The organism is Lysinibacillus sp. G1-3, from assembly GCF_056322905.1.
The window spans coordinates 119,444-143,278 of record NZ_JBWHYQ010000008.1; the positions used below are offsets into that span (position 1 = coordinate 119,444).

General features: G+C 35.6%; 26 protein-coding genes and 1 pseudogene. 22 read left to right on the top strand and 5 right to left on the bottom strand.

Going from position 1 to position 23,835, the window contains the following annotated elements; all coding sequences use genetic code 11:
- Positions 1 to 371: 371 nt before the first annotated feature.
- Positions 372 to 521, bottom strand: a pseudogene (locus ACVYAD_RS10080) (sulfite exporter TauE/SafE family protein); the annotation flags it as partial.
- Positions 522 to 852: 331 nt separating this feature from the next.
- On the opposite strand from ACVYAD_RS10080, the gene ACVYAD_RS10085 reads away from it, so the two are divergent.
- From ACVYAD_RS10085 to ACVYAD_RS10150, 14 genes are all read left to right on the top strand, one after another.
- The gene (locus ACVYAD_RS10085; protein ID WP_476426194.1) at positions 853 to 1,665 is read left to right on the top strand and encodes an alpha/beta fold hydrolase; all 813 of its coding nucleotides are present in this window, start codon (positions 853 to 855) and stop codon (positions 1,663 to 1,665) included.
- A 41-nt stretch (positions 1,666 to 1,706) separates the two neighbouring features.
- The gene (locus tag ACVYAD_RS10090) at positions 1,707 to 2,273 is read left to right on the top strand and encodes a nucleotidyltransferase family protein (protein ID WP_476426196.1); all 567 of its coding nucleotides are present in this window, start codon (positions 1,707 to 1,709) and stop codon (positions 2,271 to 2,273) included.
- A 24-nt stretch (positions 2,274 to 2,297) separates the two neighbouring features.
- Entirely contained in the window at positions 2,298 to 2,792 is a 495-nt protein-coding gene (locus ACVYAD_RS10095) for a DinB family protein (RefSeq protein WP_476426198.1), read from the top strand.
- The gene (locus tag ACVYAD_RS10100; protein ID WP_476426200.1) at positions 2,774 to 3,604 is read left to right on the top strand and encodes an AraC family transcriptional regulator; all 831 of its coding nucleotides are present in this window, start codon (positions 2,774 to 2,776) and stop codon (positions 3,602 to 3,604) included. Before ACVYAD_RS10095 ends, ACVYAD_RS10100 begins: the two co-directional genes overlap by 19 nt.
- A 216-nt stretch (positions 3,605 to 3,820) precedes the next feature.
- The gene (locus ACVYAD_RS10105) at positions 3,821 to 4,804 is read left to right on the top strand and encodes an ABC transporter substrate-binding protein (RefSeq protein ID WP_476426201.1); all 984 of its coding nucleotides are present in this window, start codon (positions 3,821 to 3,823) and stop codon (positions 4,802 to 4,804) included.
- A gap of 275 nt (positions 4,805 to 5,079) precedes the next feature.
- On the top strand, positions 5,080 to 6,087 hold the full coding sequence (locus tag ACVYAD_RS10110; RefSeq protein WP_386828702.1) for a FecCD family ABC transporter permease: 1,008 nt from the start codon (positions 5,080 to 5,082) through the stop codon (positions 6,085 to 6,087).
- Between the two features lie 22 nt (positions 6,088 to 6,109).
- Positions 6,110 to 7,111: a FecCD family ABC transporter permease gene (locus ACVYAD_RS10115; protein WP_476426327.1), complete on the top strand. Its 1,002-nt coding sequence runs from the start codon at positions 6,110 to 6,112 to the stop codon at positions 7,109 to 7,111.
- 11 nt (positions 7,112 to 7,122) lie between these two features.
- A complete protein-coding gene (locus tag ACVYAD_RS10120) occupies positions 7,123 to 7,923 on the top strand; it encodes an ABC transporter ATP-binding protein (protein WP_476426202.1) in 801 nt (266 codons plus the stop codon).
- Entirely contained in the window at positions 7,920 to 8,690 is a 771-nt protein-coding gene (locus tag ACVYAD_RS10125) for an alpha/beta hydrolase (RefSeq protein WP_476426204.1), read from the top strand. Before ACVYAD_RS10120 ends, ACVYAD_RS10125 begins: the two co-directional genes overlap by 4 nt.
- 92 nt (positions 8,691 to 8,782) lie before the next feature.
- A complete protein-coding gene (locus tag ACVYAD_RS10130; protein WP_476426205.1) occupies positions 8,783 to 9,046 on the top strand; it encodes a hypothetical protein in 264 nt (87 codons plus the stop codon).
- 164 nt (positions 9,047 to 9,210) lie between these two features.
- Positions 9,211 to 9,429, top strand: coding sequence for a GNAT family N-acetyltransferase (locus ACVYAD_RS10135; protein WP_476426329.1), 219 nt, complete (start codon positions 9,211 to 9,213; stop codon positions 9,427 to 9,429).
- 15 nt (positions 9,430 to 9,444) lie between these two features.
- Positions 9,445 to 10,089: a hypothetical protein gene (locus ACVYAD_RS10140; protein ID WP_476426207.1), complete on the top strand. Its 645-nt coding sequence runs from the start codon at positions 9,445 to 9,447 to the stop codon at positions 10,087 to 10,089.
- A 154-nt stretch (positions 10,090 to 10,243) separates the two neighbouring features.
- Entirely contained in the window at positions 10,244 to 10,672 is a 429-nt protein-coding gene (locus ACVYAD_RS10145) for a hypothetical protein (protein ID WP_476426209.1), read from the top strand.
- A gap of 151 nt (positions 10,673 to 10,823) precedes the next feature.
- Positions 10,824 to 11,336, top strand: coding sequence for a YfiT family bacillithiol transferase (locus tag ACVYAD_RS10150; protein WP_476426211.1), 513 nt, complete (start codon positions 10,824 to 10,826; stop codon positions 11,334 to 11,336).
- A gap of 147 nt (positions 11,337 to 11,483) precedes the next feature.
- Here the strand turns inward: ACVYAD_RS10150 and ACVYAD_RS10155 are convergent, their stop codons facing one another.
- Positions 11,484 to 12,104, bottom strand: coding sequence for an exosporium glycoprotein BclB-related protein (locus ACVYAD_RS10155; protein ID WP_476426213.1), 621 nt, complete (start codon positions 12,102 to 12,104; stop codon positions 11,484 to 11,486).
- Between the two features lie 252 nt (positions 12,105 to 12,356).
- Positions 12,357 to 13,727 carry a hypothetical protein gene (locus ACVYAD_RS10160; RefSeq protein WP_476426214.1) on the bottom strand — a complete coding sequence of 457 codons (1,371 nt, stop codon included), beginning with the start codon at positions 13,725 to 13,727 and terminating at the stop codon, positions 12,357 to 12,359.
- A 456-nt stretch (positions 13,728 to 14,183) separates the two neighbouring features.
- Here ACVYAD_RS10160 and ACVYAD_RS10165 point away from each other — a divergent pair, with 456 nt between their 5' ends.
- The 4 genes from ACVYAD_RS10165 to ACVYAD_RS10180 all read left to right on the top strand — a co-directional run bounded on the left by ACVYAD_RS10165 (position 14,184) and on the right by ACVYAD_RS10180 (position 16,641).
- The gene (locus ACVYAD_RS10165; RefSeq protein WP_349659383.1) at positions 14,184 to 14,825 is read left to right on the top strand and encodes a BMQ_0737 family morphogenetic spore coat protein; all 642 of its coding nucleotides are present in this window, start codon (positions 14,184 to 14,186) and stop codon (positions 14,823 to 14,825) included.
- A 142-nt stretch (positions 14,826 to 14,967) separates the two neighbouring features.
- Positions 14,968 to 15,543: a hypothetical protein gene (locus tag ACVYAD_RS10170; RefSeq protein WP_349659382.1), complete on the top strand. Its 576-nt coding sequence runs from the start codon at positions 14,968 to 14,970 to the stop codon at positions 15,541 to 15,543.
- Positions 15,536 to 15,832: a hypothetical protein gene (locus ACVYAD_RS10175; RefSeq protein ID WP_349659381.1), complete on the top strand. Its 297-nt coding sequence runs from the start codon at positions 15,536 to 15,538 to the stop codon at positions 15,830 to 15,832. Before ACVYAD_RS10170 ends, ACVYAD_RS10175 begins: the two co-directional genes overlap by 8 nt.
- Positions 15,833 to 15,846: 14 nt before the next feature.
- Positions 15,847 to 16,641: a hypothetical protein gene (locus tag ACVYAD_RS10180; protein WP_476426217.1), complete on the top strand. Its 795-nt coding sequence runs from the start codon at positions 15,847 to 15,849 to the stop codon at positions 16,639 to 16,641.
- Positions 16,642 to 16,717: 76 nt separating this feature from the next.
- Here the strand turns inward: ACVYAD_RS10180 and ACVYAD_RS10185 are convergent, their stop codons facing one another.
- Together ACVYAD_RS10185 and ACVYAD_RS10190 are read right to left on the bottom strand one after the other, a co-directional pair.
- Positions 16,718 to 17,260 carry an isoprenylcysteine carboxyl methyltransferase family protein gene (locus ACVYAD_RS10185; protein ID WP_476426219.1) on the bottom strand — a complete coding sequence of 181 codons (543 nt, stop codon included), beginning with the start codon at positions 17,258 to 17,260 and terminating at the stop codon, positions 16,718 to 16,720.
- A gap of 1 nt (position 17,261) precedes the next feature.
- Complete coding sequence (locus ACVYAD_RS10190) at positions 17,262 to 18,344, bottom strand: type III polyketide synthase (protein ID WP_476426221.1); 1,083 nt, start codon at positions 18,342 to 18,344, stop codon at positions 17,262 to 17,264.
- Between the two features lie 498 nt (positions 18,345 to 18,842).
- On the opposite strand from ACVYAD_RS10190, the gene ACVYAD_RS10195 reads away from it, so the two are divergent.
- Genes ACVYAD_RS10195 through ACVYAD_RS10210 form a run of 4 tightly spaced genes read left to right on the top strand, consistent with a single transcriptional unit; the run spans position 18,843 to position 23,784 of the window.
- Positions 18,843 to 19,760 (top strand): hypothetical protein, encoded by a 918-nt coding sequence (locus tag ACVYAD_RS10195; RefSeq protein WP_476426223.1) that lies wholly within the window; start codon positions 18,843 to 18,845, stop codon positions 19,758 to 19,760.
- Positions 19,761 to 19,773: 13 nt separating this feature from the next.
- A complete protein-coding gene (locus ACVYAD_RS10200) occupies positions 19,774 to 21,885 on the top strand; it encodes a hypothetical protein (RefSeq protein ID WP_476426225.1) in 2,112 nt (703 codons plus the stop codon).
- Positions 21,886 to 21,887: 2 nt separating this feature from the next.
- Positions 21,888 to 22,574, top strand: coding sequence for a lantibiotic dehydratase C-terminal domain-containing protein (locus tag ACVYAD_RS10205; RefSeq protein WP_476426227.1), 687 nt, complete (start codon positions 21,888 to 21,890; stop codon positions 22,572 to 22,574).
- A complete protein-coding gene (locus tag ACVYAD_RS10210) occupies positions 22,567 to 23,784 on the top strand; it encodes a YcaO-like family protein (RefSeq protein ID WP_476426229.1) in 1,218 nt (405 codons plus the stop codon). The genes ACVYAD_RS10205 and ACVYAD_RS10210 overlap by 8 nt, the downstream gene beginning before the upstream one ends.
- Positions 23,785 to 23,835: the final 51 nt, after the last annotated feature.

Below are 23,835 nucleotides of genomic sequence, written 5' to 3' on the forward strand. Positions count from 1 at the left end.
CCACCAAATATGTCGGGAGCCTGAATTTTCACCATTTTCCTTCATCAGCGTCTTTTTTTAATGCACTCTCATAACCCTGTAACGGCTTACTTTAGCGTTATGATATAAATACGAATACTATATTCTAAGTGAAAAGATGCCCCAGCTTAAACGGTTATTTTTATGTAGTTGGTAAATAAGTTTTATATTACCATAATTGCAGTGTAGAGTAATTATGTATATGCAAACAGCATATTAGGAAGTAATTTACTAACATGCTATTTGCATTTCCGATTAATGGATTTTAAGATGAGTTAAAAAAGGGGGAATTACCATGTCATATCAACAAGCTTTAGAGCGCTATATTGTAGCTACAAATTCCTGATTTCAATCGTAGCAATGCTTGTTTGAATAGGTATGCCAACAAGCATCATAGCCGGGATCGTAATAAGCCCAGCACCCCCAGCAAGAGTGCCGATAAAAGAGGCAATAATTCCAATACTGACGAGCGTCAGTGAAAGCTTCGTATAAAAAAGTCCCATTACAATGGTAAAGGTCACAATCAAAATAAAAGATTTTTTCATAAACGTCTCCTTTAACGTTATTAGTTAAAGGGTACTGGTAAATAATTTATAAATCTAATATATTATTTTTTATTTTGTATAAAATAAATTTATAAATATAATCGATACAAAGGTCAGCCAATTTTTTCTTTCCACTATAAATACTATTCGAAATATAGTCCCCATAAAGCTCCAACCTCTCCTGATTTGCCAAACGCTTTTTTCATCTGCTTGCCTCTTTGAAATAGAACTATAAATGGTTATCATTGTAATTGATGGGGAAAATCATTAACCAAAGGGGATGGTAGCAATGAAACAAAATATATATCAATGGGGTGACTCTCAAAGTCCAACTTTAATCTTTTTTCATGGATTAGGGAGTACGGGCTTAGCATATGGAGAACTAGCTAAACTTTTACCAGAGTATCATATAGTCACCTTTGATTTACCTGGACACGGCTATGCAAAAGCCTTGGAAGAAGAAAACGCTTATTTTCCTTCCAATTTAATTGTAGAAATAGAAACAATACTAAATAAGCAGTTAGGTAATGCATCTCATTATTTAATTGGTCATTCCTTAGGAGCTGATTTGGTAGTGCATTTTGCTGCTAAATACCCTAAACGAATAAAGGGGATTGTCTTGTTAGATGGCGGTTATTTGTCACCTCAAGATTTAGGAATGACATTAGAAAGCGAACTACAAAATATTGAGAAGTTCTGTAATGAAGTAAGATTCCCATCTTGGGACGTATTTTTTGAATCGGAAAAAGAAGAGCTTTCAAGATGGTCGGAAGAGCTTAAAGAAGCATCAAGGGCTCAAGTTAAGGAACAAGATGGAGAAATTAGACTAACGATTTCTACTTTTACAGCACAATCCATGGTAAAAGGTAATTATGCAGAATCAGTTACAGATGTAGTAGGACAGGTACACTGCCCGGCTCTTTTAATACGCGCTACAAAACCAGTTGAACTAGAATCTGCTAGAAAGAAGAGCGTTCAAATTTTGCAATCAAGAATTAAAAACCTGGATATTGAACCAATCGCTGATGCAGGCCATGATATTTTTCGTGAAGCACCTAAGGATGTTGCTAACAAAATAAGAACATGGGTTGAAAATCATTAATTAAAAGAGTGCAGGCATTAGTATGACAAATTCAGAGGTGAATGAAACTGATAAAAACAGAAGAAGAGCTAAAAAGCTTGATTGCTGCAGATGAATGGATGATGGACATTTTAAAAACTGTAGAAAAACTCCAATTACCTGATTCATGGATATGTGCAGGATTTATTCGATCTAAGGTGTGGGATTGTCTGCATGAAAAAGAATATAGAACGCCATTAGCTGATATTGATGTGATATATTTTGATAAAGTAAATCTCTCAGATAACTATGAGAAGCAACATGAACAAGAATTGACGAAGTATTTACCTGATGAGCCTTGGTCTGTGAAAAACCAAGCAAGAATGCATGTAGTAAATAACAGTGATCCTTATCAATCATCTATTGATGGCATTGCGCATTTTCCAGAAATGCCAACAGCTATTGGTGTGAGGCTTGCTAATGGAAAACTTGAGATAGCTGCACCGCATGGTATTAAGCACTTGGTTTCTGGAATTGTCGCTCCTACACCATATTTTCAGAAGGACTCTCCGAGGTATGAGGTTTATTTGAATAGAGTTCGTAACAAGCAGTGGGAATCAAGTTGGTCGAAGCTACAAATTGTCTACTAAAATGAAGCGAAGGAGCGAAGGGGTTTGTGTCACGATAAACATCAAATAATCTCGCATTATGAAAGATCTATCGTATTTGTGGAAAGTTTAGCAGGCATAACTGAAGAACAATGGCGTACCCCTATAGAGCCTGGGAAATGGACGGTTGCAGAGGTCATTGGACATCTTACACCGTGGGATGAATTTGTGTTAAAGCAACGTCTACCGTTTCTTTTTATAGAGGGGAGCTTACCAAAAGGGCCAGATGTAGGAGAGATAAATGCTTGTGCAGCAAGGAATAGTCGTGCACAAAGTAGAGAAGAAACGATAGCCGATTTTATCCATCAGAGACATCAGCTAATTGACGCACTTTATAAAATAGTGGATAAGCAGTGGCAACTGCCTTTTACAATAGGTGCTTCTGAATTAACACTTTACAGTTATTTTGCTAGTTTAGTAGATCATGATCAACATCATTTTTCACAAATCCAAAAAGTTTTAAAGAATATAGAGGCTATAAAATGGATATCAAGCATTTAATCGATTACTATGCACATGCGTCTGTAAAATTTACGGATGTTTTTACGAATAAAATGGAGCCAGGCCAAGTAGACAAAGGTCGAACGACAGCCCCGGGGAAGTGTGGATTGGTTGTGCCGCTTGCTGGTAACGCTATATTTAGTTTTAACGGTACCCCTTATGCAATGGAGCCAGGTATGGTCGTACATGCAGGACCACAAATGCCAATCGAAATTAAAGCTTCTGATGATAAAGGATGGGAATACGCAGTTGTTCATTATCAACTTTCTCCCGAAGAGTCAATTTTATATCCATTATCAACCCAGCACTTTTTAATCAATACAGGCTATCATACTAAAATTATTGACTATGTACAGCAGTTAATAGAAAGCCAAGCCATGCCAGGTAATATGTCAGTGCTAAAAGCAAAGACTCTATTTATGAATCTTTTGGAAGCCATTCTTATGTCGGCAAAAGTGAAGGTGCTCGATACGGCAAGTGACCAGATGGAGCAAGCTTTACAGTATATACATGAGAATTATGCTACACAACTTTCTGTTTCGAAAATAGCTGAAGAATTTGGCGTGGAGCGTCGTAGGTTTGCCTATCTATTTGAACAGCATACAGGGATGAATCCTAGCGTCTACTTAACGGAATATCGTATTCGACGGTCGAAGGAGTTACTGAAATATGATGATTCGCCAGTAGCGGAAATAGCAGAATGTGTAGGTTATATAGATTGCTTTTATTTCAGTCGAGTATTTAAAAAATGTACGGGAATGTCGCCGACAACATATCGAAAAACAATGCTTGAGGAAGCTAAATACTTATAAAAAGTTGTTTCTTGAAAAAAGAAGCAGCTTTTTTTGTGATCGGAAATCGGCAAAAGTCCATGTGATTCGTGAAATCGTCCATTCACAACTGTTTTCCACTTTGTTAGGATAGTATCCGTAAATGATAATAGATATCAATTAAAAAAATACTATTGACTTATAAATGAAAATGATTATCATTATCAATATAATGAAGTTCGTTAGGAGAGAATATCTATGAATAAATATTTTAAAATGTGTGCACCTGCTCTATTAGCTCTATCTTTGGCTGCGTGTGGAACGGATAAAGCAGAAGAATCATCTACATCTACAAATAATGCTGCAGAAACTAGTGCATCAGAAACGCAAACAAATCGAGCGAAGACACAAACGATTACATACTTAGGCGAAAAATATGAAATTGCCGCAGATGTTAAAAATATAGTAGCTGCAAGCTTAGAGTCTATGGAAGATGCGGCAGTGCTCGGTATCAAGCCTGTTGGTGTGCTTGATATCGGTGGGAAAATTCCAGCATATCTTGCTTCTGAATTTGAAGGTGCCGAGCTTGTTGGAAATAAAATGACACCGAATACTGAAGCCATTCTTCAACTTGATCCAGATGTTATTTTAGGTTCCTCAAAATACCCTAAGGAAATGGCTGAAAAGCTTAATAAAATTCAAACGATGATTCCGTATTCACATGTCTCTACAAATTGGAAAGAGAACTTAACGTTACTTGCACAGCTTTCAGGGAAAGAAGATGAGGCAAAAAAAATCATTGCAGATTATGAAGCGAAGGTTGCTGATTCCCAAGTGAAATCTAAAGAGCAATTAGCGGACAAGCAAGTTCTAGTTATTCGAGTACGTGGCGGCATCATGTATATCTATCCTGCGGGCGTTTACTTAAACCCTGTTCTATATGAAGATTTAGGGGCTCCAATACCAGAGGTTTTAACAACTGCAAAGGCACAGGCTGAACTATCTCTTGAAACATTAGCCGAGGTTAATCCTGATGCTATTTTCCTTCAATTCGAGGAATCAGAAAATGCTGACGCACCAAAAGCGTTAGAAGAGCTACAAAAAAATCCGATCTTTACAAGCTTAAAAGCATCACAAAATAATCAAATTTTCGTGAATGCCATTGAACCTTTAGCACAAGGTGGTACTGCATGGTCTAAGGTGAAATTCTTAGATATCGCAGCTGAAAAATTACTTAAATAGTATAAAGAGGCTGGTAGTAGATTTGGTGGTATCACCAGGCTATTACCAGCCTTTTATAAGTTAGAGGAACTCAGTCTAAGAACGCCACGTCCTGTGGCAATGACTGAGTGGCCACCATCATGTTGTGTTGCTGTTGCTTCGCTTTCGCACAGAAAACATTTGTTGGCCCAACGCCTCCGGACGCATTGTTTATCCGCGCGACAGCGGCAAATGTTTTCTGTAGCGACGGCTACAATTACGTCGAGGCATATTTGATATAGAAAAAGGTGTGGAAGTTGAAAAAAACAAACATTGTAGCATTTTCAATATTAGCAGCTTCTCCATTCCTAATTGCGATTGTGGCATTAGTATCCGTTATGTACGGCACGAAAGACATTAGCGCAATAACGGTATGGCAGGCGATCACTGCGTTTGACCCTTCGAACGTGGACCACCAAATTATACGAACAGGACGTATTCCTAGAATTGCAGCTGTTTTATTGGTGGGAGCATTTTTAGCAGTAGCTGGCGCAGTGATGCAAGGTATTACACGAAATTATTTAGCGTCCCCATCATTAATGGGCGTGAATGATGGTTCTGCATTTGTGATTACGTTAGCAATCGTATTTTTCCCAGGGCTTCCTAATTACCAAATGATTTTACTTTCTATGCTCGGTTCAGCATTAGGCGCAGGGATTGTATTTGGTTTTGGCTCTTTAATTCGCAATGGTTTGTCACCAGTAAGGCTTGCCATTATTGGGACGGTCATTGGTACGTTTTTAAGCAGTATTGCTACAGCTATTGCGATGTATTTCCAAGTATCACAAACGGTAAGTGTTTGGTATAACACAAAGGTCCATATGGTGGATATGGATATGCTCATGCTATCTATTCCATTTGGGTTAGTTGGTTTAGTGCTTGCATTATTATCAGCTAAGGCTATTACGATCACTTCATTAGGAGAAGATATCGCTATTGGACTTGGGCAAAAAACAAAAGCCGTGAAAATTATTAGTATGCTTGCCGTTGTATGTTTAACAGGAACGGCTGTTGCACTTGTAGGAAAGATTGCCTTTGTAGGGTTAGTTATTCCTCATATTACACGTTTCCTTGTTGGCGTAGATTACCGCTTTATCATTCCGTGTGGAGCTGTAGTAGGTGCGTTTTTCTTAGCGCTTTGTGATGTGCTCAGTCGCTTTGTTAATTATCCATTCGAAACTCCAATCGGCGTCTTAACGGCATTGGTTGGTGTCCCATTCTTCTTATATTTAGTTCGTAAACACGGAGGTGAAAAACGTGCGTAAAAAAACCTCGAGTGTATTCGTAATGACTGTTTCAATATTGGTGTTATTAATTTTTGGTGCAAGTTATCTCCATCTTACAAATGGTGTTTTTGATATGTCCGTGATGGATATCTTAAAAACATTGCTACGAATTGAGCCGAACCCTAAATTTGATCTTGTCATTTTTGAATTCCGGTTACCACGTATTGTCATTGCAGCATTAGTTGGTGTTGGCTTAGGAATGGCAGGGGTTGTGCTACAAGGTATTACGCGCAATGGTCTAGCAGACCCTGGGATTCTAGGGATCAATGCTGGCGCCGGTGCAGCAGTGGTCATATTTATGTTTTTCTTTCAATTACATCTTACATCTGCAGATATGAGTAGCTGGTTATCTATTTTAATGATGCCGATTTTTGGGTTTGTCGGTGGTGCGATGGCCGCTGTGTTAATTTTCTCATTTGCCCTGAAAAATGGCCATTTAGATATGCAACGGCTAATTTTAACAGGGATTGCGATTAATAGTGGCTTCGGAGCATTGTCATTATTTTTATCATTGAAAATGAATGCTCAGGATTTTGAAGCTGCTGCAGTTTGGATGGCAGGCTCCATTTATAATGCAAACTGGTTTTTTGTTGTGACTATGCTGCCGTGGCTTATTTTATTAGGCTTTTACGTTTATCGGAAATCATATTTGCTCGATTATTTTCAATTAGAAGAGGATAGTATTACTAGCTTAGGGATAGCGGTAGAAAAAGAGAAAATGAAGTTGTTATTGGCGAGTGTTGGCTTAGTCAGTGCCTGTGTATCGGTATCAGGTAGTATCGGTTTTATTGGATTAATGGCACCGCATATTGCTAAACAGCTTGTAGGTATACAACATCGTTACGTCATGCCAGTAAGTGCGTTAATAGGTGCGGGATTGCTTATTGCAGCTGATTTTATAGGAAAAACAGTGTTTGCGCCATCTGAGCTAGCAGTTGGTATTGTTGTCTCGATTATCGGGATTCCGTATTTCTTATATTTACTAGTGAAATCGAAGGCATAGGGGGAAATCGTATGCAAACGGCATTTAGAATGGAAAATTTGGCTTCTGGCTATGAACAGGTTCGTGTGTTTGAAGGCTTAAATTTAACAATAGAAGAAGGAAAGATTACGACTATTATTGGCCCTAATGGATGTGGTAAATCTACGCTTTTAAAAACAATTGGTCGTATATTAAAGAAGCAGCAGGGGACGGTCTATTTACAGGATCAAAACATGCAAAATTTATCGACGAAGGACATTGCGAAAAAGCTAGCTATTTTATCACAGACGCCTATTGCACCAGGTCAGTTAAAGGTTGAGGAGCTCATTGCTTATGGTCGTTATCCACATCGAAATAATGTGAATCGCTTAACAAAAAAGGATGAGGAAATGATTGAATGGGCTTTAAATGTGACAAATACAATGGAGTACCGAAATCGAGAGCTTTCTCAGCTTTCTGGAGGTCAACGCCAACGTGTATGGCTTGCAATGGCCTTAGCGCAAGAAACGAGTATTCTGTTGTTGGATGAACCGACAACTTATTTAGATATGGCACATCAGTTAGAGGTGCTAGAAATTGTGAAAAACTTAAATGAGCGGCATCGTTGTACGATTGTTATGGTATTGCATGACATTAATCACGCGGCGCGATATTCTGATCATTTAATCGCAATGCGACAGGGGGCTGTAATGAAAACAGGAACACCTGAGGAAATCTTATGTGTAGATGTTATGCGTAACGTATTCAATATTAATGCACGTATTATGCAAGATCCAGTTACGAAAACACCCGTATGTTACGGCTATGATGTTATGAAGGAGACCGACAAATGATTGAGGAGAAAGCACTTGATTATGTGACGCAAGAAATTGTATCGAAGTTTACGGATTATACGTATACGGTAAATATCTATGTACCGAATGGAGAAGTACCGGAAGGAGGCTTTCCAGTCTTATACGTATTAGATGGGTCGTCCTATTTCCATCTTGTTAAGGAAGCGGTCCGCCTACAGAGCCGTAATGCACCAAAAACAGGAGTTTTACCAGCCGTTGTTGTTGGAATTGGGCATGGTGTGGACATGCATGAACGCCGGTTTTATGATTTTACAGGACAAGCCGAAACGTATACGTATCCTGCAAGATTTAAAGGTAAGGGCCATGAGAAACATGGGGGAGCAGAGAACTTTAGTAGATTTTTAGAGGTGGAATTAAAGCCAAGTATTCAGGCTCAATTCCCTGTAAATACGCTGCAGCAATCACTGTTCGGGCATTCATTAGCGGGCTACTTTGTGCTTTGGCAATTATTCCATCATCAAGCAACTTTCCAACGTTATATAGCGATTAGCCCTTCTATTTGGTGGAATGAGCATGAACTATTCAGTTATGCTTCAAAATTTATAAAAGAGCGTCCATTTGCATATGAAAAATTATTCATCGGCGTAGGGGAACTTGAAACCTTTATGGTGGATGATGCTCAACAAATTGCGAGCGATTTAGGAAAAATTATGGACATTGCGTTTTATGAAGCGTTGGAGGAAAATCATGCATCCGTCGTCCCAACGGTAATGAGTAAAGCCATTCGTTTTGTGAATAAAAACTAATAGTACTAACCGCATTATCTTGTGATGATGCGGTTTATTTTTGGTTGAAAATGCAATATAATGTATTTTTAATTAAAAAGGAATGTTGGTATATGAACATTATTTTAGCGCAGGCAAAGGATGCATCAGCAATTCATAACGTTATGCTACAAGCCTTTAAAGAGTATGAACATGCAACACCACCATCAAGTGCACTAAGTGAAACAATTGAATCGATTGAACAGACGATGGAGAAAGGGGAGCATGCCTTCATCGGATATATCGATAAGCAACCAGTTGCGATTGTAAGATTCACACTTAGTGCTCAAAGAATTTATCTTCATTCAGAAGAAGACTCCCTCCTCGGAGGATGTTGAGATGAATGAAGATGTAGTTCCTTTTAAATGGGTGTTTAAACACTGAATGAAGATAAAGCCTCCGGCGGATGTCACGGATTTTGGAAGGAATGAATTGTGCGGGCACAATTCAAAATCCGGACGCAATTACGCCAAGGCGAAATTGATTTTTTAGATTATCCGTTATTCCAGAAAAGCAAGGACGAGGATTGGCTAAGGCATTAATTGAAGAGCTTGAACAATTCGCATGTATGAAGGGAAAATTGATTAGCGAATGTAAAGTACGAATGAGCGTACCAAGAAACATTGAGTTATATCGCTCATTAGGTTATGTTGTCACAAAAGAGGACAAAGAAGAAAATCGTAACGGTTTCGCTCTTTCTGTAGCGACAATGGCTTACTAATTAGGGGGACTTCACTTGAAGAAAAAGCTTGGTTGTTTACATGCACATCATTCAAATATTGAGTATATAGAACAGGCATTTCAAAATACGGAGAAGGTAGAACTAATCCATTTTGTGGATCCAGGTCTTATCCAGCAAGTTTCAAAAGGAACTGAAGGGTTAGCCTTTAAGATTAAAGAACAACTTAAATGGATGGAAAGCTGTAATATAGATGTCATTCTAATAACGTGCACGAATTATATTGCATTGTTAGAGGAAGAACAGCTAGAACTTTCTATTCCCATTATTAAAATCGATGAGCCGTTCTTTGAAACAGTATGTGAAGAAAAACAGCCTCAAACAATTCTTTTTACAAATCCTGAAACCGTAGAAGGGACGATGAACAGACTTCAGCAATACGCTTTACTACATGAAAAAGCCATTAATGCTGAAGTAAAAGTTATCGACAATACGTTTGAATTGATTATTCAAGGAAAAAAGGATGCGTATAATAACGCTATTAAACAAACTCTTCATCATGTAGCAGGGGAACAGCAGCATATTTCGGTTGCACAGCTTTCAATGGTTGAGGCTGCGAGGCAATTCGAAAAAGAGTCAGCGTTAACGATTATTCATCCTCTAAAGTCGTTAGTTAAATATGTGATGAGGTTTATAGAATAATAGGTTGAACTAGAAAATATATTTTCTGAATAATCTGTAAAAGTGTGTGCAGAAAAATCGTTTCATAGGAAAGAGCCATGATTATAATAGGGGGGATGAAGTGAGGCAGTGTGTAGTTTTGTTTTCAGTGTTGTTGTTTTTAGTAGGCTGCACAATGAATGAGAAAGCAGTTACTCTGCCAGATGATTTGCCTGACTTTGTGCAAGAAAGTGATTTTAATTCAATTGATTGGGACAAAAAGGCTGTTGAATTTGGAGACAGAGGTATTATTGGTAACTCAAATAAATCAGGTGTTATTGGAGTCGATATGCCAAGTTTAAACACTCAAAAATGGATGTGGCATATTTGGGGTATTGAAGAAGAACGTGATAATCAATTAACAATTGTCAGGTATCACAAAAATTCTAACACCATACATCCGATTTTAGTAAATGGTTGGAATATAGGACTTAGTGGATCTGTTAATGGTGCAGATGCACATGCACCTTCAAATGTGAAGATCCCGAAACCTGGGGACTGGGCAATTTTACTTTATACGAATGGGAGCTATTTTGATACGTTAATTTATGATATTACTGAATAAAAAATTAATATACCATATAATGTGACCCTCGTTTTGTAAGATAAAATTCTTACAAAATGAGGGTTTTACTTAGAATGATAAATGTGAATAGCGTGAAAAATATAAAATTGGTAATATGAAAATTAAGAACATAGAAATGGAGGATAGCTACATGACCGATTTTCGATATCCAATTGGACAATTTCAATTTCCGGAAGTAGTGACAGCGCAGCAAGTGAAGGAATGGATAGAGGATATTCGTCTATTACCGACACAACTAGCAGAGGCACTAAACGGAGCAAGTGAACAAGCCTTAACCAAATCTTACCGAGAAAATGGCTGGACGGTTACGCAGCTTGTCCATCATATTGCAGATAGTCATATGAATAGCTATATCCGTTTTAAGCTAGCTTTAACAGAGGATATTCCAACGATTAAGCCTTATAACGAAGCGGAATGGGCACAGCTTCCGGATTCGGAAATACCAGTTTCGGTATCTTATAAATTGATTGAAGGCTTACATGCACGCTGGGTTTATTTGCTAGAAAGCTTAACAGCAGAGCAATTACAACGAGCATTTAATCATCCTGATTCAGGATTAATGACGCTTGAAAAAGCAGTTGCCTTATATGCTTGGCACGGGAAGCATCATCTTGCTCATATTCAGATCGCTTTGGCGAAATAATAACTTTATTATTAGAATGAAAAGTAGGCGATTTTCTTAGGAGAAAATCACCTACTTTTGAAATTGTTTTTCAAGTAAATATCATATGTTACACGGATAAAGGTACTGTATGTTAGCTTTAATCTAACTTACGAACATAATTATCTATTATACAATATTAATTCCTGCACTTGCGTTACCTGTAATAACAGCAGCAAGCCCTGATGTAGTAACGGAGAACACCATTAGTAAACGATCACCAGCAGCTACTGGTACTGGTGTAACGTTTCTAGTACCAAATGCAATAGTACCTACTGCTATTGTTGATAGAGCTGGTGCTAAATCAACAAATGCATCTGTAGGGCTGAAAATATTACTTCCCGCAGGCGCGCGGTAAATTTGTGCTCTGATTGTTGCTGTTGCTCCTATAAGGGTTAAAGCAACTGTTGCAGAAAATGATGCAGATATAGATGTAATAGTACCTGCACGTGGAACTGAAAAGGCCTCCGTTCCAAGAACAGCACTTGTCACGTCTATAGTTGTGCCAACAAGAGTTACCCCTGGAATAGACGTGCCGAACCCTACCTCACTTACAGTACCGATCAAGCCACCGGCAACTGCTGTTAAAACAACAGGAACAATACCTGATGAGAATGGGATGATAGAGCCTGTTGCTGGCGGAGTAGTAATACATGCAGCATCTATAGCTTCAAAAGGACCGCGTGCAACACAATCATTATTATTATTTCCACAGCCGCCGCACGCTGAATTCATACAATTCATACACATTTTTACACCCCCTTTCTTCATTATTCTATTCAGCTAAGATTATAGGGTTAGGGCAAATATCCACATTGTAGTTTTTATATGTGGAATTTATTGAGGCATTTTAGAGGCGTTATTGTCAATGGCAAGTATTCTATAATGAATTTGACTTTCTGGTTAGTTAAACAGAAAAAGTCCAATATGTATTTTCACACGTATTGGACAAATTTATCGTACATATCTAGATTGTTACCCTCGGGACACCACAACTTTAAACTAACTCCATTTTCGAAAGAAATTGAAAAACAAAGAACCCTTCTCTTTTTTCTTGTTTTCCTCAGGTGCTTCGTCTTTTAACTCGGGTTGCTCGTTTACCTCTTCAATTTGTGCATGGGTTTCATATACTTCCTCTAATATAGGTTCAAGAATTTCACATTCATCAACTTTTAAAATAGAGGATTCATTTACGTCCTCTTTCTCGTTAACCACTTTGTCTGCTTCCGGAATGACAGGTTTATTAGCAGTTTCAGGTGCTTCCAGAGTGACAGGCTCATTAACAGTTTCAGTCGCTTCCAGAGTGACAGGCTCATTAACAGTTTCAGTCGCTTCCAGAATGACAGGCTTATTAACAGTATCAGCAGCTTCCAAAATGACGGGCTCATTAACAGTATCAGCAGCTTCCAAAATGACAGGCTCATTAACAGTATCAGCAGCTTCCAAAATGACAGGTTCATTAGCAGTTTCAACAGCTTCCAGAATGACAGGTTCATTAGCATTATCAACAGCTTCCGTGACAGGCTCATTAACAGTTTCAAGTTCTTCAAGATTGCTTGGCTCATTCGTTATTGTAGAGTTCATTTCATCTACAGTGACAGCAGTGTTTTTTCTTCTGTAATTCTCAGGAGTTGAGGTATCTTCAGGTGGTAAAGCAGGTCCATTCATACTAATTGGAATTTCTTGTGTGTTCGTAGCGTGTTTAAAATGGAAGGTGGAATCGGCGGTGGTATTTCTATATAAGCCATTATATATTTGGCTTGGATGAGTATTTATTGATTGAAAATATTGTTGATTAAAATGGCGTTCCTCGGGTACCTCTCTTTGATATTCGTTACGAGTAGAAGGTATACCATTGTTACCATCTAATTGCGTATTTATTGCTTTACCTGCAAGACTTTGTAGCATTTTATAAGATGGCTGTTTTGATGTAATCGCCGATTGATTTGTTGTTTGTGTAATGTTCAGATCCCTTCGTACACTGTTAGCAAAAAAATTAGATGTGTTTTCAGTTTTAGGTATAGTTGTTAAAGCTTCAGTATTTTCAATCGTCAGTAATTTGTTTAAAACCATTAATATTTCTTGGTTCATGCCCTCAATCGTTTGATTCAGAGATCCAATTTGTGCCGATAGTAACTGTACCTGCTCATCATATCCCCTGATTTTTGGATTTTTTTTCGTATCATCTATAGTTTCAGTTAGCTCTTCTAAAAGTGCCATTTGCGTTTTAACCTCGTCAAAATCCATTTTCATAAATAGGTAATCTTCAATTGAAGTTCCAGTTTTTAATGAAGTTAACGTGTCCTTGTAGGTTTCTATCTTTTGCTTCATTTTTTCAATGTCTTGAGTGGAGTACAATTTTGAATTTTCCATTGCATTTCACCCCTTTCTATCCATTCATATTTTATTAAAAATATTTACTTTCTGTTACAAATATACCGACCTTTCGAACATTTTAATTCCTCCATTAGATGAGGAGAAAAGCAAAAATGATTCATTCTGATACTGAAGAATTTTAACTTCTTTTAATGGTGTACAAACACCTGTACCTGTCGCTACGCTTTCGGTACAAAAGACATTCGCTGAAATAGAGGAACTCCGTATAAGAACACCATGTCCTGCGGCAGTTTAATTGTACGAAAGTGAAGCGACAACCAACATCGTTTTATCTGGGCGACAGCGGCAACTGTTTTCTGTAGCGACAGCTACAACTGTGCCGAGGGATCATTGATTAAAAATCAAAACAAATTATTCATTAGCCCATACACTTATAGCAAAAAAACATATGATACAAACGAAAGATAAAAAATTTATGGAGGTGTCAAAAGGATGCTAGACAATATGCCATCCCAGGCGCAACAAGAATTAATTTGTATAAACGTCGATAAGGTGTTTGACTGGATTGTAAAGGAAATGTCGTTTGATTTTTCTCCTACAGGACCAATTACTTTTCCAGGGGTAACGCCATTGACAGATTTAACTGGTGCGGTAGTTACGTGTAGGGTAGTTCCATCAGCTACTAATCCTATTGTTATTTTGAACCGTGAGAATCGCCAATTCTCCATCGATGGTTCAACTGTATGTCTTCAAAATTTAACTATTCAAAAGAATTTTATTCTTACAATAGTTGTTTGTTTACCGAACGGCACTACGTTTACAAGCAATACTGTTTCACTTTCTCGTTGCGAACAAGTTACATTATGTGCGCCAAAAGGGACAGATGTAGAAATTTTATTCACAGATTTAGATTGTTTCGTATGTACAACTGGAACATTAACAGCTGGTACAGGTACAATTACGTTTTCTGCATTAACTATTACTTTATCTGTTTGCCAAAGTATTCAATCTACATTCCCAGTTACTGTGGAATTTTTAGCGACTTTCTGCGAGCCAAGAGCAGAATTACCGTTCGCATGTCCGGGTGTAGTTCGCCCAGCGCAATGCCCTGCTATATTCCCACCTGTCGGTTAATGGTACTAACACATAGAAGAACATCATATTGTAAAGAGAGGGTAATCCTCTCTTTTTTTTTTATGGAATGACGTAACTGCCACATAAAGAATTTTGAAATTGCTTGGATTAATTCAATACTATTAGCAAGGGGGTACTGATTATGCTTACTCGCATCGATCGTGTAGAAGAAAAAATAAATGAGTTAAAAAACCAAACGGATTTTTATGTTCATGAAATGAAAAAAGCGATTGAGGAGTTGATCGTTCCGGAAAGTGTCAACGTTATTAGTTATTTCACATCCTCAATCAATATTTCTTATAATCCCGATGAGGAAAGCTTATGCCTGGGCTCTTATCATATTCGTAATATAGGTAATCAGCCTATAACGAATCCTTCTCTATGTATAAAGCTACCTGAAGACTCCCCATTCTCCTTCTCAGGAAGGTATGTCTATGAACATTTCGCACCAAATTTAAAAGGAAACAGTAGCTGGGAGCGAATTAATGATCAATCGAGCAAGGAGGAGTTTTGGCTTAGACCTATAGGAAAAACAACGTTAGAGCCAAACGAGACACTATCATTTCCTAACTTTCAAATCAAATGGGGTAATAATTCATCTTATTCAGGAAGTATTATGGGTTTTACATATTGTGATCAGTTCGAAGAGGGTGTCGTCGTCTTAAACCCTATTAATCTCAATGGAATGAGTTATACACAGGAGGATGAAAATGAGTGAGTCTGAAAATATAAATCAAAAAATAGATAGTGTTGTCCATCAACTAATAAAGGAACAGCTTACGAATCTATCTAACTATAGTAATACGAAAAATAATAGCTTTGCTTATCTCGAAAAAGGCACATTGAATCTACTTCTTGCCTATTTAATGTCAGGAGAAAAGAGAAAAGTTGAAGAAGTTGGCGATGAGGAAATAGAAATGAAGCTGATTAAACAGCTTGATGAGATGTTAGAGGAAAGTAAGGAGCAATTTGAAGAAGTGATTAGTTTACTTAAAAAATTGTCGTGATAGGAGGTGTAAGTGTGGATAATGATATTGTCAAAAACAATGATCCTATTCAACTTCAGCAAATGATCATTTTTTTAAGAGCCGAATTAGCGAAATATAAAAATGAAGTTAAAAGGCTCAGAGATAGTGATTATTATTCACTAGTCCTGAGATTAGAGCGAGAAAATGTTCAATTAGCAAAACAAAAAAAGGAGCTTTCGATGGAGCTTTTAAAGCTGAAGAGAGACCATGATAGAACAATAAAAACTTACTTTGATGATATACAAGGAAGAGAAATCCAGAAGAAAAAACAACTTTCTTCGATAGAAGGTTTATTAAAAGAACTGGAAGAACTGCGTGCAGAAAATAAGCTATTAAAGGAAACTCTAAAATTCACTAAAGATGAATTACTTTCTATGAGTTCAGATAAGACTTCAGTGGATGGCCTTGAAAATAAGTTGAATGTTTTTACAAGAGATATAGGCCAACAAATGAAGTTGATCATTGAAGCCATCGAAAGATCCCGTTTAGAGCAAGCCGATTCAGACATTCTTAACAAGCATTTAGCCAAAGAAATAGAGGAGAAAAGCAGTGAAATAGCAAAATTATCGGAAGAATTAGCAGATGTAAAAAAACAAAGCCCTTCCCTAAATGGAAAAATGAAGGTAGATCCCGAGTTCCTGACACGCGTAGATGCTCAAGTGAATAAGGTATTGGCTCAATCAATGGATTTTGAAAAGCAGTTGAATCATAAATTACGCTTGCTTGAAGACCTGGATCACAAATTGAATGAGCTAACGATAGAAATCAATACTGATAAAACTGTATAAAAGTATGTTGTGGAAGGCTGTTTCAAAAGGAAGATGAAACAGCCTTTTTGTGTTGTAAAGTGGAAAAAGATTTCGGCTAGGATTCCGAAATCTTCTTGTGAAATACATGATTATAATTTGTTGCATCTCGTAAAGCTTTTTCCTCAATTGGAATGCGTACAGATAGCATTGTTATATTTAAAAGTGTGAAGCAGAAGGCTGTGAAGTATGCTTGAAACATTAAAGGCAAAAGAATAATTTCTAAACAAACCACTGCATAATTTGGGTGACGCATAAATGTATAAGGGCCTTTCCGTACCACTTCTACATTAGGCAATATGAGTATTTTTGTGTTCCAAAAAGACCCTAATGAACGGATACACCAAATGCGTAATGCTTGAACGGCAATAAATAATAAAAACAATAACGGAAATAAAGGCGATACACTTTTATGATTAGTAGCTACTTCAATCATTAAAAACAAGAAAAAGGCGGCGTGCAAAGTAACCATATACGGATAATGAGAGGAACCGACTTCATAGGCCCCTTGTGAGAGCATCCATTTTTCATTGCGTTTTGCAATGAAAACTTCTGTCAATCTTTGTAGAATGACGAGGACCAAAATAATGTAAATCATCATGCTACTCCCTCCATTTAAGTAATACAGCTTCAGCACAAAAGCCAGGGCCAAGAGCGACGAGCAAACCAGTATCCTCTACTTGTCCTTCATTTAACATAAATTGCTCCAACACGTATAGCACCGTAGGAGATGACATATTTCCATGATATTTTAATATTTCCCGAGAAATGTCGGTTTTTTGGGGAGCTAAGTAAAGTGTTTCTTCATAGGCTGTTAATACTTTTTTACCGCCAGGATGTGCAATGAAATGGTCAAGCTGTTCACTGTACAGTTCATGTTCCAATAAAAATTGTTCAATGAATGGACCGAGCCAATTGGTGATGATGGCAGGAATGCTTTTCTGAAAAACGACATGTAGGCCATTATTTTTAATATTCCAGCCCATAACATTTTCTGAATCTGGCATCCACTTAGAGCCAGTTCCGATAATTGTAGGTGTTGATTTTTTTACTGCGATATTCACTTCGTCTCCACAGACGAGTATACATGCTGCGCCATCCGCAAAAAGAGAGGCACCAATTAAATTACTTTTTGAAAAATCATTTGGCTGAAAGGTTAGACTACAAAGCTCAACGCAAACGACAAGAACTTTCGCTTTCGGGTGAGCACGACAAAAATCATAGGCTCTACTAACACCAGCTGCACCACCAGCACAGCCAAGTCCCCAAAGTGGAATACGCTTAAGTCTGTCTGAAAAAGGAAGTTGATTCATAACCCGTGCATCAATACTCGGTGTGGAAATGCCTGTGCTACTCACAAAAATAATAGCATCGATATCTTTAGGAGAAATCGGTGATTGTAAAAACGTTTCATTTTGTAAACAGGCTTGAATGACGTTAACGCTATATTGTGTAGCAAGCTCAATATATAAATCGTTACGTTCCTCAAAGGAATGATCCGTACGATGCCATTCCGGTGGCACACAAAAATGGCGTTTTGCAATACCACCATTCTCAAACACTTTTAAGTAGCGTTCTAATTTAGGGATTTTTGCATGAAAAAGCTCCTTCGTTAGCTCCTCTGCATTTGTCTGTTGTAATGTGTACGGTGGTTTGTATGTACTGATCGAAATGATTTTTGACAATTCAACATCTCCTTCGCCAATAGTGGTCTTGTTTATTGTATGCAGGGGGGGAGGGAATACATGATTCTGTAATTTTATAATTTTGGTCGGCTTAAAAAGGCCCAAATTTTTTAGAGAATTTTGCGGGATTTGTGGGAAATACTAATTTTAGTATGCGGGATGTTTGTGGAAGTGCTTCGGTGGCAGAAAGTAAAAGAGGTGTTATATTTTTAATATAATCATTAATTAAAAAAAACTACATTTATCCATATTGATTAGTTTTTCCGAAGTTATTGTTGCTAACTTTATTTGTATATACGATGTTATTAAGCATCTATTCGATTTTGTAAAGTAGAGATATAAGAGCAAAAATATAAGTATGCTTATTTTTTATAGCTAGAAGGGAGTAGATATGAATATATAGCTTCAAGAACAAACATTAAAAAAGCTAAATAATTAGAGCATAAGATAGTTCGGCACTTTGAATTGTTAATATTTTAAAAGAAAGGAGAAATTATAGTGAAGGATATTATATGTGAATATGATAGCGATGGAAATCTATCTTATATAGTAGATATACAAACTTCAAAAGGCTACAGGGTCAGAAACAACCATAATATTAATGACTATAAAATGATTGAACAAGAAATATTCGATTACATTACAAATGAAAGATTTAAAAATACAAAAAAGTTGAATAGAACAGCTGATGTTATTAATAGGATTATTAGCTTTAAAAAAGAACTAAGTACAGAAAAAGTTAAAATTTTTCTTTTGTCGCTATATTTTATACTGATACCTATTAATGTTTGGTTGTTTTTTCAGTATTCGGTATTTAATAATGTCTTCTTTCTAAATAATGATGTTTTATTAAATACCAGTGCATTAGCGAAAGGTGTATTGTTGTTTTTAATTGGAGTAATCTTCTTTCATGAAGGATCTCATATTTTAATAGCTAGAATGCTTAATATTAGAATCGAGAAGGTTGGTTTTAAATTTAAATATTATACTATGCCAATATTTTTCGTTCGTATATTTCCGACCTCTTATACTAAGAAAAAAATGAATATTGCATTTGTTGGATTAGTTGCAGATTTATTATTACTAATGACATATTTATCGTTGTATGTCGTATTTGAAAGCCCTACATTGTTAATTGTAGTGAATTTCCAATTACTGCTAGCTATTTACAATTATAATATTTTTTTACCAACGGATTTTACTCAATCTGTTCTTAATTATTTTGACAAATCTAACTTAAGAAATGAAATGGTAAGTTATATAAAAGAGATTTTTAAAGGGAATGTAAAAGTAGTCCTGAAAGAACTAGGGATCTTTAAATTATGTTTTTATTTCTTATATACACTACTTTTTAGTTTGATATGGCTATTTATGATCATCAATTTGGTGAACATGTTCATTAGTCTATTCGGATAGGTTGGTGATTTGAATGTATACATATAAAAGAGAAAGTTTATTCGATTTTAAAACATTTATGCACTTAAATGATTTTTCAATCGAAGAAGTTCAGCAATTAAAACTATTAAAAGTAAAGTATGCAGAGTTAAAAGAAGACATTTTAATTGAAATTAAAGAGCTATCTAAATCATTATACCTTGAAAATAATCAAGAAGAGTTAAAAAAGGTCATGAAAATAAGAGATGCATTAAAAAAAGATAAAATTCAAAATGCATTGCTTGATAAGGTAGACAGTGCTACACAGTTGGCGAAGATAAAACTGGAGATTGAGAATCTTTATGAAGTTTTAAACCAAAAGATAAATAAAGAAAATAAGTATCATTTTTTCTTACAAAATGAAAATTTCAAAAAGCTAATTTTAGAAACAAATGCATTAGCTTTTGAACAGATAATAAATGAAGAAAAATACAGGAAAATATCATATAAAAAAAATAGATATTCTTATGTTCAACGTAACATTTTAAAAACTAATGCTCTTAGTTATACGGGAATAACTTCATTCCCAGGAGAACAGGGAGTAGTTGAAAAATCACTTAGGGAAGTAAAGCAAGTAAATCCATATTTTGTTTCAGCTGTACTAGAGGCGATGACGAAAAACCCAAAAATAGTTGGGCTTTTAAAGTATCAAATTTCACCATTTGTTAAAAGGGCAGATAAAAGTTGTCTTTTGCAGAAAATTCAGAGCATAAGTACTAATTTTAAATCGTTTTATATAAGGGAGAACTTATTGTTTTCAAACGAGTATAATTCGTTTCTGAAAAATAAATCTAATAGTGAAGATCAAGAACTTCGTTATTTAGATTTATCCGAAATTCGTCATGATTTAAAGTTTGTAATAGAAAATCATTTAATAAATATTAATAAAGACTTCTATAGTGACTTAAATAACTTACAAGACTTATTAAAGATGGACGAAAATTTAAGGGATATTAGTAACAAATTGGTGGGCGATGGAAATGAAGTTATAACTAAAGGGAACCTACAAACATATTTACAAAGCTTTGGTGTCGAGCAAGAAATTATAAATGTGATATGTAATGAGCCAGTGTATATAAGTTATATAGGTTATAGTGACTCAAAGAAAAACTTTTTCGATGTTACAAAGAGCAAGGATTTTCAAAAAAACAAAATGGCAGATGTAGTGGTTGAAAATCAGAAGTATAAAACTTATGCAGAAAAACTATATGAGCTTCATTTACAACATGGGAATAAAACATTACTGGATTATTTATTTGATCTAGAAGGGAAAATCCTTTACAGGGAAGATTATTGGAAAATAAATAGTGATAGGCCATCTTATCAAATTAAGTGCAAGCAAAAGAAATCATATAGTATTTTTTTTAATAAATTAGATAACGATATGATTTTTTACAATAATATTTATCCTGGCAACGGATTTTTATTAGGACGGGAATTTTTAAAAATGGATTCTGTCGCTAAAAAACATATAGATGAATACTTAAAAACCGTTTACCCTGCTAACCGAGAAATGTGTGAACTCGTAATTGATAATGATATTTCATCAAATGTAAATACAGGTCATTCGCCATATCAAAAGATTTATTGGCCACAGGATATAAAAGATATAGAAATAGAGTTTTTAAAGGGTGAATTAATTTTTAAGTATATGGGAAAACTTATTAACTTAATTTACTTCGGTAGTATACCTATTCATCTATATTCTGGAGCTAAAGGGATACTATTAAATTTACTTTCGCCCTGGAGAATGGAAGGTAAAATGAAGGAAAAGCTAATGTTAGTAAATGATAGACAATCATTTAAGGTGAACTATAAGCAAATTGAAAATTGCTTAGTTAAGGATCCGCTTACAACGATGCTAAATCTCATAGAGCATTTTGAAGTAAACCAAATGCCAATACAATTCTTTTTATACGCTATAAATAATCCATTTCAAAAACCTATTTATATTTCGTTGTTAAATTTAGAAGCAGTACATATTTTTATAGAATATGTTAAGCAGCAAGATATGTATTTAATGGAACAAAATCCGAATGGAATGAATTATAATTGCTCATCAAAATTAATTGAATATATTAATTTAATTGTTGAGGAGGAACTATAGATATGTGGGAGAGTTTCCATATTTATAACTGTAGTTACGAGAAGTTTATAAGTTGCTCAAAGGCATTAATACACCAATTTAAACTTTCTAAAGGGCAGTTTTTCTTTACGATATATAGTGATTTAAGGGGTCAACATTTTAGACTTCGAATTAAAGACGTAGAAAATATAGATGATTTTAATAATAAATTACACGCTCTTTTTCCTGAAAATTCAGTCTTTAGAAGAATATACGATCAGGAAATACTTAAGTATAAAGAGAATTTAAGTATGTATGAGGATTTCTCAGGCATAGTGAGTGATTTCGTTGTATTTAATCGCTTAGAGGAAAAAGAAGTCGTTGGTTTAGTCATAAAATTACTAGAATGTTTCTCGTTGTACAATCCAGAGTTTATACAAAAGGCTATGAAATACTGGGCTAATACTTACAAATATTTTAGTCCTAATAGTAGTTTATCGTTTAATTTTGAAAGCGTACATTTCGATGAGTCATTAATAGATAAATTAATTCATGAGGTAAAACCAATAATTAATCAATTAACTATTGCCACACCAGAAGATCAAAAACATTTAGCATTTAATTTTATTCATATGACGCTTAATAGACTTAATTATAATCCTCGTGACGAAGTGTACGTATATTATCTTTTACTACAAAACTGTGATAGAGGAGTAAATGTCCATGAATAACTGGATTATCGCACCGAATTTTGGAATCCAAGAAACGTATATATCGATTTCAAAAGTAGGTAAAGTAGACTACTTGTTTGATAAAAAAATTACTAACGCAGCTAAAGAACTGTATGGAGCTGGTACAGGTCCTACAAAAGAAGATGCAAAAAAGTATGCAGAATTTGAAGCAATCGAAAGAATCGCTAACGCTGTTAATGTGAGAAAAGTCATCGTTGATACATACTCAAATTTAAAACATCAGGTTGTAGATATGACTGAATTCCCATCAAATAATAAATATGAAAATTCGCCTAATATTGTTTTTGATGAAAATGAGTTGTATAGCTGGATTGAATGCGTAGATTTACATACACAGCAAATTAAGCTAATTCCTCAAAACTATGTGTATTTATATAACGATAAAAGCTTTCATGGGGACAAAATAACGAATCCGATTTCTACTGGTGCAGCACTGCATGAAGATCATATTCAAGCTACGATTAACGGTATTTATGAAGTAATCGAGCGAGATGGTATCGCACTTACATGGCTTTTGAAGCGAGTTAATGGGAGAATAAACCACTTTTTAGATGAAGAGGAGCAAAAAGTATTTTCATCACCTTTCTTAGGCGAAGTAAATTTTTATGACGTCAGTACTGTTCCAGGCATTATAACGGTATGTGCTCATGCTAAATCAAACTTTAGTGATAAGGTGAAAAATGTTTTAATGTTCGCTGCTGATACGGATTTTACTAATATTAAACGTAAGTTGAAAAAGGAATTAATTTCGGTCATGTTTAGCTTTAGCCAAGAAACTAAATTTGATGAAAATGTGGATTATAGAAATTTTGTCCATGTAGATGAGGGGGGAAGGTATATGGCCCATGATTTCAATGATCACGTGTTTGATTTTTTCAAACAAGCCCCCACACTTGAACAGCTACAATATGTAGGGCAAAACTTCGAATGTAAAAAAGAAGAGCTAAAGTTTCTAGTGAATACCTTGAAAAATTTAGAAATGTCGATTTATGTTACGGATATGAGTTGTAGAGAAGTGCTTGAAAAGGGCTTTAAATCTGTGAAAGTTATTATCCCTCAATTACAACCAATTTCATTTGTTTATCGAAGCCGTTTTTTAGACTCTAAGCGCATTGAACAATTTGCTAAACCGATTTATGGGGAAGACTATTTAACTAAATTAAATCATTATCCTTTAGCTTTTTCGTAACTTATAAAATTAAATACATGATAATTAATCCAAATTTGAATGAAAAGGAAG